The 14,784-nt window shown below is 54.0% G+C and carries 10 protein-coding genes and 1 tRNA gene; 7 read left to right on the forward strand and 4 right to left on the reverse strand.

The features are described from left to right. The first annotated feature begins 30 nt into the window (after positions 1 to 30). A complete protein-coding gene (locus EY643_RS01515; RefSeq protein WP_152660548.1) occupies positions 31 to 1,059 on the forward strand; it encodes an AraC family transcriptional regulator in 1,029 nt (342 codons plus the stop codon). A 95-nt stretch (positions 1,060 to 1,154) separates the two neighbouring features. Here EY643_RS01515 and EY643_RS01520 read toward each other — a convergent pair whose 3' ends face one another. Next, on the reverse strand, positions 1,155 to 3,566 hold the full coding sequence (locus EY643_RS01520) for a TonB-dependent receptor (RefSeq protein WP_170287237.1): 2,412 nt from the start codon (positions 3,564 to 3,566) through the stop codon (positions 1,155 to 1,157). 238 nt (positions 3,567 to 3,804) lie between these two features. Between EY643_RS01520 and EY643_RS01525 the strand changes: the two genes are divergently transcribed. After that, the gene (locus EY643_RS01525; protein ID WP_152660550.1) at positions 3,805 to 5,850 is read left to right on the forward strand and encodes a DUF3604 domain-containing protein; all 2,046 of its coding nucleotides are present in this window, start codon (positions 3,805 to 3,807) and stop codon (positions 5,848 to 5,850) included. A gap of 208 nt (positions 5,851 to 6,058) precedes the next feature. After that, entirely contained in the window at positions 6,059 to 7,435 is a 1,377-nt protein-coding gene (locus tag EY643_RS01530) for a serine hydrolase domain-containing protein (RefSeq protein WP_152660551.1), read from the forward strand. Between the two features lie 153 nt (positions 7,436 to 7,588). Here the strand turns inward: EY643_RS01530 and EY643_RS01535 are convergent. Next, positions 7,589 to 7,665: transfer RNA gene (locus EY643_RS01535), tRNA-Ile, on the reverse strand. Positions 7,666 to 7,868: 203 nt separating this feature from the next. Between EY643_RS01535 and EY643_RS01540 the strand changes: the two genes are divergently transcribed. After that, positions 7,869 to 8,585 carry an FkbM family methyltransferase gene (locus EY643_RS01540; RefSeq protein ID WP_152660552.1) on the forward strand — a complete coding sequence of 239 codons (717 nt, stop codon included), beginning with the start codon at positions 7,869 to 7,871 and terminating at the stop codon, positions 8,583 to 8,585. A gap of 18 nt (positions 8,586 to 8,603) precedes the next feature. Here the strand turns inward: EY643_RS01540 and EY643_RS01545 are convergent, their stop codons facing one another. Next, entirely contained in the window at positions 8,604 to 9,455 is an 852-nt protein-coding gene (locus tag EY643_RS01545) for an FkbM family methyltransferase (RefSeq protein WP_152660553.1), read from the reverse strand. A 118-nt stretch (positions 9,456 to 9,573) separates the two neighbouring features. On the opposite strand from EY643_RS01545, the gene EY643_RS01550 reads away from it, so the two are divergent. The 3 genes from EY643_RS01550 (at position 9,574) to EY643_RS01560 (ending at position 13,332) form a co-directional block, all read left to right on the forward strand. Next, entirely contained in the window at positions 9,574 to 11,037 is a 1,464-nt protein-coding gene (locus tag EY643_RS01550) for a hypothetical protein (RefSeq protein WP_152660554.1), read from the forward strand. 268 nt (positions 11,038 to 11,305) lie between these two features. Next, positions 11,306 to 12,220: a hypothetical protein gene (locus EY643_RS01555; RefSeq protein ID WP_152660555.1), complete on the forward strand. Its 915-nt coding sequence runs from the start codon at positions 11,306 to 11,308 to the stop codon at positions 12,218 to 12,220. A 62-nt stretch (positions 12,221 to 12,282) separates the two neighbouring features. Beyond that, complete coding sequence (locus EY643_RS01560; RefSeq protein ID WP_152660556.1) at positions 12,283 to 13,332, forward strand: hypothetical protein; 1,050 nt, start codon at positions 12,283 to 12,285, stop codon at positions 13,330 to 13,332. Here EY643_RS01560 and EY643_RS01565 read toward each other — a convergent pair. Further along, positions 13,329 to 14,783: a TIGR03032 family protein gene (locus EY643_RS01565; protein ID WP_152660557.1), complete on the reverse strand. Its 1,455-nt coding sequence runs from the start codon at positions 14,781 to 14,783 to the stop codon at positions 13,329 to 13,331. The genes EY643_RS01560 and EY643_RS01565 overlap by 4 nt on opposite strands. Between the last annotated feature and the right edge of the window lies 1 nt (position 14,784).

Genomic DNA, 14,784 nt, shown 5'->3' on the forward strand with positions numbered 1-14,784 from the left:
GTCCGCGGTCGCCGCCGTTTGGAGAGTGCAATGAAAGTACGCTCAGTACAGCGTGAATTTTTCGTACAGTTGCTCTTGGAACTGGAGAAAACAGGTGTCAGCTCAGGAGAGTTGCTGGATGAGCTGCGGCTGCGTGGCGTATCCGCTTTGGACACGTCCAGGGCCTTACTGGAAGGTGCGGAGTCGATGGTCTTGTTGGAAACTGCTGCAGAACTGGCAGACGACCCCTGCCTGGCTTTGCGTGTTGGGAAAAGGCTTGGTATTGCCAGTTTCGGTACGTTTGGTTTTGCCCTGATGAGCTGTGCGAATCTGCGCGAGAGTATCCGGCTCTTGCTTCGCTACGGGCAGCTATTATTCGAGCCCATCTGGAAAGCGTATGAACATGATGGAGGCTTGTTGCTGCGAGCGAACCCTACCCTGGGTACGCCTCTTCGGCGCCAGTTAGTAACCGAGTTGAGTCTTTCAAACGTTGCCGCGGTGGGTAGGTCTCTGTATGGGAGGCAGGTAGCGCGTGCAGAGGGTATAGAGGTTCAATTTGGATATCCCCGGCCTGCTCATTCTGCATGTTATAAACGTTGCTTTGATACACCAGTGAAATTCAACTGTGAACACAGCCAGATGTTTGTTCCTGCGCATGTCTTCGACACACCGGTTAAAACGGCGAACCGTACCGAGCACGTCGTTTTTCAGCAACAGTGCGAGGAGATGCTGCGCGAGTTGGCCACTGTCGAGAAAACCACCGCAGCTGTGCGGCAGTTATTGATCCAGTCTGCGGGCGATTTCCTCGATATTGCCCAGGTAGCCGATAAGCTTCATATAAGTGAACGAACCCTGAGGCGGCGGCTTGATGCCGAGTCTGCCAGTTTCAGAGCGATCGTCGAGGAGGTGAAAGATTTGCTTGCTCGAGAGTACCTAACGGCGACGGAATTAACGGTCGCAGAAATAGCGCAGCTGCTGGACTACAGCGATGCGGCGAATTTTCGCCGAGCGTTTACCGGTTGGAACGGCATAACCCCCAGCGAGTATCGCCAACGCGCTGCTGAAAATTTAAGTTGCTGATACTGTCAATATCGGCGAACGAACGCCTACAGGCGCCACCGACTTCCTGTCTGTGCATCAATCCATAAAAGCCTGACAGCAGACTCTGATCTGGCTCAAAAACTGTACTGCGCCTGTATCGCGATAGAGCGAGGCCGATCCGGAAGAGCGAAATAGCTATTCGAGTTGGTAAATGGCACGTCCTGATTCCAGATGGTTGTCTCTTCATCGGTCAGATTTTTGCCGACAACGCCAACCGTCCAGCCGTGGTCCTGGTTTGTCAGTGCAATACGTGCATTTACGATGGTTGCCGCGTCGTGCTTGGTGTTGGGGTCCAGGTCCAGTGCCGAGTAGAACTCGTCCTCATAATTGATGTCCAGGTTGGTCACCAGCAACAGGTCGCTGCCCAGAGGCAGGATGAGTCGGGCATTGAGCGATGCACTCCATTCGGGCGCAAACGTTAAGGTTTCTCCTTCCAGGTCCTGGCCACCGTCTTCACCGGGTGCGATATTGGTGCCGTCTTCGCGCAGGCAGCCGGGGTTGTTCAGCGGATCGGTGGCTTGTGGGATGGTACAGGTAGCCCCGGTGAAGTCTTCATAGTAGGCGTCGAGGTAGGCCACTGCGCCACCGAAAGACAGACCTTGCGTCACCTGCCAGCGGGCGTCGAGTTCCACCCCCTGACTGATGGATTCCCCTGCGTTGCCGACGCGGAAGACATCGCCTATCAGCGAGCTGGTCTGCAAGTCGTCGTATTCCATACGAAACACCGCAAGATTCAACTCTGCAGCGCCATCCATCAAGCGCATTTTCGCGCCAATTTCATAAGCGAGCACTTCCTCGGAGTCGTACTCGAGTATCGAGGGGTCGGCCCCCGGTACCGATTCACCGGTCAACTCACCGGTAAAGGGATTCGCCAGGCGAATCTCATACCCTGCTCCGCTGTACGCCTCATCGTAGCCACCGCCCTTGAAACCGGTGCTGACGCTGGCGTAGAGCATGGTGTCCTCGCCTATATCCCACTGGATGTTACCGGAGTAGGTCCACTTGTCTTCCTCGCGACTCAGGCCAGTAAATGAGTGCTGTCTGACATCCGCGATCAACTGCTGGTTGGCTGGGTTGGCGAAGAGGAAGTTGTCTCCGAACCGGATCTGCAGGCCATCGGAAACCGTCACCTTGTCCAGGTCTTTACTTTCCTCGTTGTAGCGTGCGCCGAGGGTAAATCGCAGCGTGTCGCTGACGTTCCACGTACCCTGGCCGAAAATCGCCCAACTGTCCGATTCCTGATCGAACACACTGGGCACGCCGCCGGCAGTAGCAGCAGAATACAGGGGCACCACGCTGATCGGACCAGACTGTGCGAAATCGAGATCGACAGTTTGCGAACTGATTTCCAGCTCGCCGCGTTGCAAGTAGGCTCCGGCAATCCAGTCAATGGTCTCTCCGCCAGGTGAGACGAAGCGTATTTCCTGGCTGTACTGTGTGTATTCCTCGTACTTGGTGCGAGATAGAGCTGGGGTCGCTGTCACGTCTGTGTTAAGAGTGGAACCGTCAGATTCGTAGTACGAGTAGGCCGATATCGAAGTCAATGTCGCGAATTCCAGGTCCCAGTTCAGGGTGACGGCGAACACATCGGTTGTGATCTCGTTGCCACCGTCAACATCGCCGGCGCCTTTTCGCGGGTCTCCAACGGTGGGCAGTGGTACGCCGCCTAAGCTGGTTTCCTGGCCGGTAAAATCGGATTGATATACGTAGGTGGGCCTGGACTGGCGATCGAAGTCGCCATGCTCGTATTTCATGTGAACATCCAGTGTCTCTAGCGGCACCCACTGGAGGCTGGCGCGTCCATACCAGATATCATTGTCGCGACCCTCTGCACCGGTCACCACGTTTTCCCACCAGCCGTCCATTCTCTCGTGGCGAACTGCTACCCGGCCGGCAAGGTTATCCGCCATCGGACCAGAGAGCATCAGGTCGTATCGTTCCTCGCCGTGATCAGGCTCGTACAGGACACCTACCATGCCCTCGAACTCACTACTGGGTTTGGCACTGGTAACATTGATGGCGCCGGCAATCGTGTTTTTGCCGAAGAGGATGCCCTGGGGCCCCTTGAGCACCTCAACCCGCTGCAGATCCATGCTGTTCGGCACTGTTGCCAGTGCGCCTCGTCCGGAATAAACACCGTCGATATACAATCCCACAGACTGCTCAAAGCCCGCATTGGTGCCAGAACCCACGCCACGGATAAACAGGTTGGGCGTTCCGGCGCCATTGTTGATGGTGACATTGGGCATGTACTGGGTGAGTTCCTCCAGGCCGGTGATGCCTGTCTCGTCGATTCTCTCACCACTCATGGTAGTGATGGATATCGGCACGTCCTGCAGGCTCTCTACCCGCTTCTGGGCCGTGACGATGATTTCTTCCAGCATAAGCTGCTGAGCCTTGGCTACGGCGCTACTGCCAGTTAATGCAATTGCGACAGCTGACGCAAGGAAGGTATATCCGTGACCGTGGTGTTGACCGGGCCTCATTACGAAATCTCCGTTACTCTTTAGTGTTATTGAGGCCAGTATATTCGCGATCTCGACTGCGCGCGGGTCATATTCGGCCATTCGATTCGCTCTTTGGCATTAGTGGCAGGTCAGGGTTTTAAGGCGCTCCGAGAATGGCCGAATATGACACGTGCTCCGGTGGGCGGGTAGATATAATCCGGTCGACATAAAGGATATGAAGTTCACCGGCCCTGGCTGCCTGGTGAGGGTTTTGGTCATGCTAAAAAAATTCATGCTGGTAGTGTTGGCTGTCCTTGCCATGGGCGTTGGCTTTACTGCCGTCAAATTTATTATCCCCTTGTACACCGTACTCGATAAGGCGGGGCCCGGCAGTGCACCGCGCGACCTCGCACTGCAGAATGACAGCAGGGTAGAAGCGCCATTTGGCAACGCGCATCCGGTGTTGGCCGAAGGGCAGCCATCGTCGGAAAATATGGCTGCAGGCGCAACGAATCTCTACTGGGGCGAGTTACATTTGCATACGGGCGAGAGTTTTGATGCCAGCATGATGGGCAACAAACTCAGTATTGAGGATGCCTACCGTTTTGCCACGGGCGATCCCCTGGTGGGGCCCGGGGGCGAGACTATGCAACTGAGTCGTCCCCTGGATTTTGTCGCGATTACCGATCATGCAGAAGGTTTTGGTACTCGGACACATTGCTCCGACCCAAGCCTGTCGCTGCGCGAACGCGCGACTTGCTGGTTGATGGGCTTGGATAACCCGGCCCTGTTCACGATCTTTGTCGACGGTGCTCGTGGCGCAGCCAAGCCTGGTGATCCGTCGAAGCCTGTAGGTGTCTATCAGCCTGAATCCCGTCAGCCTCTTGCATTGGCCAACTTCCAAACTTGTAAGCCAGGGCAGCGGGCCTCGCAGCGGTGCTATGAAAATACTTATAAGGATTGGGCGCGTTATGTAGGGCTTGCCAATGCGTATTACGAACCCGGAGTGCTAACCACACTGATCGCCTACGAGTTTTCCCCTACCTTGCCGGATCAGGGTAAACACCATCGCAATATCATTTTCCGTTCCGATGTTGTGCCCGAGCGGGCCATTTCCAGTTTTGATGTGCCCAATGCGATTGAGTTGTGGAAAGGGCTTGAGGCGACCTGCGGCGCGGGTTGTGACTTTCTGACCATTCCGCATAACCCGAACAAGTCCTGGGGGCTGACCTATTCGCGTTACACCTGGGATGGCCAGCAATACGGCGAGGATGACTGGCGCCTGCGACAAAAACGCGAACCGCTGGCTGAGATTTTCCAGGTCAAAGGTTCTCAGGAATGTGCGCTGGGTGTCGGTGCGACGGATGAAGAGTGCGACTTTGCCCAGGTGCTGGATCCCTGCCAGCCGGGAGAGACGACCGGCTGTGCCTTCCAAACGGGCTTTGTTCGCCAGGGCATGAAGGTGGGTTTGGAGCTTGAGCGGGAGTTCGGCTTCAATCCCCTGCAAAATGGTTTTGTAGCGGCAACAGACAGCCATAACTCCAATCCGGGGGATGTGGAGGAGTGGGACTACCGTGGAGCTTCAGGTACAGTCACTTCCCCCGCCCTCCGCCGTCTTCGGGAGGGCGAACCTGACGGTAAGGCCTATCGCTCCAGGCTTAAATTCAATACCTCTGGCGGTCTGGCTGCAGTATGGGCTCCCGAGAATACCCGCGAAGCCATTTTCGACGCGCTCGCACGCCGCGAAACCTATGCCACTTCCGGGCCGCGCGTCGCGCTGCGTTTTTTTGCCGGCTGGGGCATTGATGAGGCAATGCTCGATGCGCCCGGTCTGGTGCCGCACTTGGAAGCAGTAGCCGTGCCTATGGGGTCGGTTTTTTCCACTAGCGGAAAGGCAGAGTCGCCGGAGTTCCTTGTCTGGGCGATTCGGGATCCTATGGATGCCCCCCTGCAGCGCATTCAAATGGTCAAGGGCTGGATCGATAGTGCGGGCAAGACACATGAAAAGGTGGTCGATATTGCCTGCGCTGACGGCCTGCAAGTCGACCCGGCAACAGGTCGCTGCCCGGACAATGGAGCCAGTGTTGATCTGGCAAGTTGCCAGTTTAGTACTGGTTCCGGCGCCACAGAGCTAAAAACCCTTTGGCGCGATCCGGATTACGTCGCTGATCAACGGGCTTTCTACTACGTGCGGGTGCTGATGAATCCCACCTGTCGTTGGTCCAGCTTTGACGCAATTCGCCTTGGCAGGAAACCTCCCCAGGGTGTGCCCGCAACCATTCAGGAAAGAGCCTGGTCTTCGCCGATTTGGTCGGGCGATTAACCGTGTGTTTCAAGTGAGAAAAAAGTAGTACTGACGAATTGACTGCAGCGGACGACTGAAAATTGCACCCTGGGAATTCCAGGCTAAGGGTCCACTGGTGTGGTGCTGGATAGTGGAACAAAAGAAACGAAATCTCACCAGAACAGCGTGCTGGATAGCTTACCGGTGCGTTCTATGTAAGCAGACATTAGAGTTAAGGCGATAATAGATGAAGCGCGTCGCAGTTGTTGTTTTATTGGCTGGCCTAGGGCTGTGCTTGTACGGATTGAGTTATCTTTACAGAGTGGGGCCGATACCTGCGGGCTTTGCCGCCCAGGCAGTATGCGCGGGTGTGTTTATCTCTGGGCGTGATGCCGATGATGTGTACGTCCACGACATTATGGCAATGCAGCGTCGCCTGGTCGATTTTGAGGTGCGAGAGCAAGTCGTAACTGCCACTTTCGGGTTCTGGCCGATTACGGCTGTAAAGCAATCGGTGTATCGTCCCGGTCTGGGTTGCGCGCGTCTTGGTGGAGGGAGCGTCGCAGATCTGGAGGGACCTGAATCTCTGGTGCGTGAGTTGCCGGAATCTCGGCGTGCCTGGCCTGAATTGGTCAGCGAGTCGGAGGGTGTGGATAGTGCGGCGATAAGGGCGGCGCTGGACCGGGCTTTTACTGATGACGCAATTGAATACGAGCAGAGGCAAAATACCCGGGCCGTAGTGATCTTCCACAAGGGCCAGTTGATTGCCGAACGCTATGCCGATGGGTTTGGCCCCGATGTGCCATTGGACAGCTGGTCCATGAGCAAGAGCGCCACCAGTGCCCTGGTGGGCATACTGGTGGGGCGCGGTCAGTTGGACTTGTCGGACAAGACCGGTCTCAAGGGCTGGGATACTCCTGGTGATCTGCGCAGTGAAGTGACCATTGGGCATCTGTTGCATATGACCAGTGGGCTGGAGTTCAACGAAGGTTACGAAGAAGATCCGATTTCCGATGTGACCTTTATGCTCATGACCGCAAAGGATCTGCCTGAATTTGCAGTGCAATACCCGATCACCGCCAAGCCCGGTACCCGCTGGGCTTACCAGACCGCAAGCCCGGTATTGCTGGGTCGCGTTATTCGCGACAGCTTTGAATCAGATGATGAGTACAACCGTTTTCCTCAAACTGCGCTTTTCAATAAGATCGGTATGTACAATGCTCATTACCAGATGGATGGTGGTGGGACCTATGTGGGTGGTGCCATGCTCTTCGCCACCGCCAGAGATTGGGCGCGTTTTGGCCTGATGTATTTAAATGACGGTATCGTAAATGGCGAGCGTATTCTTCCGGAGGGTTGGGTTGAGCTATCCACCACACCCACCGACGCGTCCATGAAAGCGCGTGCCTATGCGGCCCAATTCTGGCTGAATCAAGAAAGCGCGGAACAGATGATGCCGAGTATTCCCAAAGATGCCTACGCAGCCCGCGGCCACTATGGTCAGTCGACTTTTATTATTCCTTCGCGCGATTTAGTGGTGGTTAGGATGGGTCAGAGTTTCGGTACCACTGCTTGGAATATGGAAGCGTTTCTATTTGATATCCTGGCGGCACTCGAGGGCTAACCGATTTGTAGGTAGCCTAATCTTTATGAGGAGCGTTCGGCATCCGAAGATTGAGGTGGATGAATGAGAGTTCACCCTCCGACTCCGACATATGGATCAATCCATAAAAGTCGGATGCTCTACCCTATAGAAAACCTATAAGAATCAATAAGATGGTGGGCCCAGAAGGACTTGAACCTTCGACCTGCCGATTATGAGTCGGATGCTCTAACCAGCTGAGCTATGGGCCCCGGGGGAAGGTGGCATTATATATAAGAGTTCAGCGCGCTGGTAGTGGTTGCTGCCGACTATCCTGTTACCGAAACACCAGGCAGCTGCTACTCTCATACTCGTGTTATTCCTGTAGTAAGCTGGAACTAGACATCCACGCGATGTTTTTGCATCGTTTGCAACGGTATATGGAGAAAGCATTTGATCCCTTGGGGTGTAGCAAGTGAAAGACTTTAAAACGATTAGATCATTTGGAGTAACGCCCCGAGGGATTATCCATGTAGGAGCAAACACCGGACAGGAGTTTGAAGTCTACAGGTCCTCTGAGGCCAGGCATGTTGTCTATGTAGAGCCGATATCCACTGTGTATAAAAAGCTGAAAGAAAAAGTTGAGCAGCAACCCGGGCATGTTGCCTTGCAGGCGGTGTGTTCAGATGTTTCCGGTGAAAAGGTAAGCTTCAATATATCGAGTAACAATGGGGAGTCGTCCAGCATGTTGGGGCTGGGCAACCACGGCAAACTCTATCCAGGGATAAAGTACGTAGGTAGTGAGGAGCACATCACCACGCAGCTTGATCAGCTACTAGCAGATCGCTGGCAAGATGCTGACTTCAATGTTCTTGTTGTTGACACTCAGGGCGCGGACCTCAAGGTGCTTCAGGGCGCGTCTCGCCTTCTCGATACGCTGGAAGTCGTTTACGTTGAGATCGCCGAGATACGTCTGTACGAAGGCGGGTGTGTCTGGACTGAGATATTTGAGTTGCTCTCTGACAAGGGTTTCTCGATGAAAAATATGTATATCAACCCTAAACACTGGGGAAATGCGCTATTCATCAAGGCCAGTGCTGCGCACTCACCCTTACTGTCTGTAGCACCGCTGCCCGATTGGGCACTGAGAAAAAAAAGGCCTGTATGGAAAAAGCTACTGCGATGGGCATAGCTAGTTATTGTTTGACCGTTAGCTATACCAGCACGTGGGAAGGGGTAGTGTCGGCCGGCGAGTATTGTCCCGATCCAGCGGATGGGGGAAAGATTTTGCAGGAACCGCCTCACCAAGACGATCATTTCTGAGGAAAGTAAACTCGCAGACACGGGGCAGATCCAAGCCGTAGCGCTGCAAGCTGCCGCAGCAATTGTTCGGGTGGATATGAACACAGGTATGTGTTTGCAAGAGTTTCGCTATTGCAGTAGAGGCGAGTCCATAGAACTGTCGATTCCATAGTTCGTGCAGGGCGTGCAATTCAATAACGATGACGCGGCAGCGCTGCAGGAATTCACTGGAGACATTCAGCAGGCTCTCGTACTCGGCTCCCTCGATGTCCATCTGCAGTATCAACTCACTGTCGTTGTCTTGACCGACTTGGCTGGCCCATTTGTCCAACGTCAGATAGTTCGCACTGTCCAATGCCCCCACGAATTTTTTGGTGAAGTGAAATCGAGAGTTCTCTAGCGCAGGTCCTTCTACAGAGTAGTCTGCGAGGTATACTTGCATGCCCCTGTCTGCGCAGTCCTGCTCAAACCCAGATACGTGGCTAACACCGGGCGAAAAGCAGACGGAGATACCGTTGAGGTCGTCTGGGACGAGATAGCCGCCATCGCCCTCCGGACCGAGTCTGACGAGTGGGATGCTGGGATCTTCGACCGGTTTTAAACTGGCAACTAGATTCGAGACGTCCTGAATAGATGTGCGGGCAGTGACTACTGATTTATTGGCGGCAAGCGACCGGAAATCACGTTCAGAAATATTCAGCCTAGCCGCTAGCTTTGATTTGAGGACATTCTTTACTTTTTTGAGACCAATTTTGCGCACTGTTCACTCTCTTATGTCTTCTACCGTTCTCTAGCGATTCGAGATATATAATCCCTCAACGTTTGCAGAGTACAATTCACTTGAGATGAAAGCTAATCATATTGACATGATTCGGGAGATGGCGATTGAACTGGGTGCTCGTGACCCTGCCAACGCCTATCGTTTGCTAAGGGTAGCCCAGAGGTACCGACCCGGCGGGAGTGTAATCAATAAAATGCTTTGGTCGTACTGGCGATTTTTGCTCGCTGATTGTCTACGAGACGCCGGTTCTTTTACCCTGCCAACGCTTTTGTACCTGTTCCGGACGGGGTTGACATCCTTTGCTACGCGGATTGCTGGCTACATTGGATTTTCATCTTCCGGTAGATCGACGCCATATGATATTGAATGCGTTGCTAGAGGTCTGGAGAACAGTGATCCTCAACTCGCGTATGGATTGATCAGATTAATGGCGCTTGAAGAGGCAACGCCAGGTTACTTATCAGAATTGCAGTCTCGGCTTCATCTGCGGTTATCCGGCCATGTGTTAACAGCGCGCTCTGATGGAACCACCGAGCGCCTGAACGGCATAATTTGCGGCCTCATTTTTGCTCGAGCTATGCAACTTCCTTTCAGCTTTAGTTGGGCGACCAACGTGGGGGCTATACATAATGCGTTGTGCTCTGTGACCAACGATCTTCCGAATTTTATACATCCCAAGCTGGTCGAAAATCACTACATACCATACTCTGAAATGCAGCAATATAGGATTGCTGGTATGGATCATCTAGCCTGCGAGGCGGCTTCGGGAATCAGGCTCCGTGCTCCAGTGACCCTATCCCAGCGAGACCAGATATTGAAGGAACACCTTAATATTGTTCCCCCCACCCGCCTGCTCTCTGGCCCCGACCAGCCTTTCGGTGCGCAGCTGCTTCGAGACTTGGAGAACGTGATTCCTCTGGTACTGGACCCAGCGTATCTTGCGCTTTTCGCTGAGATGCGCGGTCGTTTTCGACGCGCTCTTGGTGTCCACTATCGAGGTGGCGATGTTATCTACGGGCAATCTCGTCATGGCGTGCTGGCCCTTGGAGATAAGTCTGCTCCGCTTCCGGTGGTGGAGTCTCTGATCCAGAGAAGTGATGAATCGACGGTAGTGATTTTCGGTACTGCGGTGGGTGACACGCTGACCGAAATGAATTATCTGCGAGATCGATATAGCAATGTTGTACTCGCCTCCGATTTTTGGCGCGAGGGGTTTGATGAAGTGATCCAGGACTCAATGATGATGGCGGCCTGCCGGCATCTTGTCGCCGCTGGCCGGACAGGTGTCGCTCATTTGGCAAAGATGCTGAATCCTGAGCTGTCTTTTCAGCCCTTTATTGGCGTGTTTACTACAGCGGAATACTACCAAATTTGCATGGATAATCTCGATAACCCTGATTACAGTTCGCTTCAGCGTTCCTATATCAATATACAGGCGTTGGCTGTATGTAACGACAATAATGTACCGGCCTCGGTCCGAGAGCGATTAATCTCTAACGTGTCTCGTCTCGATCCCAAAAATATGCAGCGTTGGCGGAGCACTGTGCTGAACTCTACCTAGCGAATTGCTTCAATGGGCAAATGAAAAGTTTTAGCTAAACTGGATATAGATTGCATCCTCGAGAAATTGCCACGAACGCTGGCCCGAACAGGCACCATGGATTACATTGACATCCTGTCCCATCGGAAACGCAGGTTTACCCATCGACCAGAACTATAATATCGAGCGAGCACCAACGCCGCTGCCGGCCACTTTGAGAGCTGAGATTGAAGCCCTTTGGACTAGCGAGGGCGTGCGGATTATCGATACGGAGCAGCGCCTCGCGCAAGTGGGCTTCATTGCGCGTAGCGCAGAGGGCGAGGTGGTCGGCGTGTGCTCGAGTAACATCGAGAAGGGTATCTACAACGGTTTGCTCTTTCACGCTATGCGGGTATTGGTCGCCAACGAGCATCGGCAGAATTTTCTCGCTTTTGATTTGTTGGCCCACCTTACAGAGCTGCATTTTGAAGAGTTCAAGGCAGACCCGCAGTCAGGGCCTGTCGGTGTGAAGGTGGTTATTCAGACACCGATCGTAGCCGAGAGGGGTGCTATTCGCTGTGCGCGGACGATACAATTTCCGGTTAATAACGCCCCATGGACGTTTTTGCTTTCTGGCTTTGCTCCGGGTAACCAGCCTGAATATTGTTGCTACTTCCCCCGTGACGATGAGGCCTCTTTGGCGGCTCAAAATAGATGGACTAGCGATTCTGCGCCACGTGTTGAGCATGTGACAGTAAAGTTGTTGCATGAAGGTGGCCCAATTGCAGAGCGAGAACAAGTACTCGGACTTTTGCAAACGCTATCGCCACGCAGTGCTGTTGCGGGTGCTCAGGCAGAGCTGGCAGGAAGGGCGATATACACCTTATATTTGGCTGACCAGCTTATAGCGCTGTGCGAGCTGGTACCGAGAGACTTGCCCGAGATTAATGGCCTCCTTGTCGGCTTGTATACCCATACACTTACTGATTTGGGAAAGTTGGACGTAGCGGCCTGCTTTGCACGTGGGATATATGAACAGCTCGAAGCGAATACCGGCACGATCCCATTCGGCGCTGTAGGACTGTTTATGGTGTATGCCAGCCGAACAGCGCTTCCGCCGGTCTGCCCGGTCACCGGTTTTCACCTCCATGGTGTGGATGGGCAGGGCAAAGAGCTACGTGTGAGATTCTTTGATGAGATTAAGGTAGAAGTGCCGCGCAGCTGAGAGTTGCGGGTGATAATGGCCGGGCCTTGGCCCAGGTTCAGGAAAATGACAGGAAGACCTAGATGAGTGAAAGCGCCGTGCGCCTTGAGAATGTAGTCCATCCCCTTGCTCCCTCGGTACAGGAGCAAGTGCTCTCGCTGTGGGAAAAGGAAAAAGTAAAAATTGAGGATAAAGACGAGCGCCTGCGGGAGATCGTTCTCCTTGCGTGGGACGGCGACGAACTGCTGGGTATAGCGTCGCTTGGCATCTATCGCCATCCAGGCATCGAACAGTCGCTCTTCACTTTGCGGGCACTGGTACGCGCGGAATCACGACAGCAAGGGCTCTCATATCAAATGTACCAGGCTGCTGTGGAGAGGGTAGAAGAGCGATTTGACGCGGGTGAAGATATTCGCGGAATCGGCGTTTATGTCGAGGTTGAGGCCGCCCTCATTGCGGATTTGGCCGAAGCGCGCTGTACATTCGCACATACACACTCGGTGCAGGCGCGGAAAGTACAGTTTAACCTGGTCGGAATTTCAAAGGCGGGTCGCCCGCAATATATTTACTATTTCGAGAATGCCTCGCTATTTTCAGATGGCCCGGTCTTAGAGGAAAAAATGGACAAACTCGCAGCGGACGCTGATCTCGAGTTGCGGTTTTGTTGGCAAGCGCTAAGCCCTGCAGAGCAGCAGCAGATCATAGGCATGTGGATGTCGTACGGGGTGGTCGGTGACCGTGAAAGCTGCATGCAGCGCCTGCCTCAGGTAGCTGCCATTGCTCTTGAAGAGGGCGAAATCGTCGGGATTTCCAGTGTGTTCCAAACGACCTATGATGAGGCCAAGGCCACCTTTTTGGGCTTTCGCAGTTTCGTTAGCCCCAACGCGAAGAGTTCATTCATCGCGACCAAGTTGTTGAATCTGGTCTACGACGAATTCAACAAGTCATATCGGGATGACAACGCCCTCCAGGGCATTCACGGTGTTGCTTATGTTCTGCAAAATGACGGACTGAACAAAAATGTTCGTATGGCGCGTGGCCCCGATGTGGGGTCATGTTTGATAGGCTATTTAGATAAGTTGCAGCTGCGTACAAAGTACTTTGATGGAGCATCTGTCAAATTGGGGGGTTAGCCTTTGCCGGCGGAAGTGCGCGCTTCGGCCAGCAATTTTGCCGCTGCTTCGAAGTTGGGTTGAATCTCGATTGACCGGCTGAGATAGTCGACGGCCGCTGCGCTGTTGCCATTGTCCAGCTCAAGACGGCCAAGAGTGAAAAGGGCTTCGGCATGCCCCGCCTCGCGTTGCAGTACATCTAACATGACTGCCTTGGCACGAGCCTTGTCGTCAGCCTTGAAATGCGCCAAACCCAGGTTGTATCTGGCAGGGAGGTAGTTGGCATCGGATTCCAGCGCCTGTTCGTAACACGCGATAGCCTCTTCGACCTCGCCCTTGTTCAGGTGCCCATTGCCTGCTTCGAAGAAATTCTCTGTAGATTTCCAATCGGGGTCGGGAGCGGCCACGTTGTTCACCAATTCATCGGGAATGACGAAAGTGCTGAAAGCAAGCTTTTCATTCTCGGTAGCTATATCGGGGAAGGACTCCTGCAGAACGTTTACGGCGAAGATTTCCTGCACGCCTCCCGTGAACTTCAGGAAGGCTACAGTTTCGCCGTTGCGCACGTCGATTACCCAGACACCGCTATCACGGACAGGTTGGCTGCGGGTTATTTCCAGGTCTGAAAATACGGCGGTCTCTCTCACCTGGGAGATGCCCACGAAGGCGTAAGGCCCGAAGAAATCGATACCGCGGGTGAACCCTGGCAGGGTGACTCGCAGCGCGTCTTCACCGGTTTCGGGATCGAAAGCAACTACGCTGCCTTTGCCGGACTCCAGGTACCATAGTTTCTGGGCGTACCATCGCGGAGAGTGCGGCATGGAGAGAGAGTCTCTGACGATACCGTCGGTCTTAATGTCGATGATCACCCCGCCGTTGGTCTTATCTTTGCGCCATCCACCAGGTTCGTCAGAGGTCCCTAGCGCCGAAACGTAACGCACCTGATTGTCGCGCACCGCGAGCCCATTTAGGTGGCAGCGGTCGCGGGGGTCGTAAGCGCTGATGAAGGGCGGCCGCCAGATCGGTTCAAAATTGTAGTCCTGATTTACTCGGCAGAGGCAGGAAAAGCGCGTGTTAACAAAAACGATATCTTTGCCGAGCAGCGCCATCTCATGAATGTCAATATCACCAGTGACATGTGATGTGCGAGGGACATAGCAGGCGGTGTGGCGGCCCAGTGGCTCGAGCTTTGGTGCCGCCGATGGCACATTGCGTAAATCGTAGATTTGTCCCAGTGCACCCAGCACGATACGGTTCTTCGCTACGGCGAGCCCCATGGGCTTGCGGAAGGCTCTGAAATGGGTGTTGGTAACCCCATTGTCCTCGCGGGCAATAATTACTTTGCCCGCCTGGTAAGTCGTGATGAGGATCGAGATACCATTTTTCGCCAGTAACTCGGTAAAACTGCGCGTGTGTACGCTTTCGAGATAGTCCTCCCGCGGCCCGGAGGCCGCGGCGGGCGAATCACTCATA

Origin of the sequence: Halioglobus maricola (assembly GCF_009388985.1) — a bacterium.
Taxonomy (GTDB): Bacteria; Pseudomonadota; Gammaproteobacteria; order Pseudomonadales; family Halieaceae; genus Halioglobus; species Halioglobus maricola.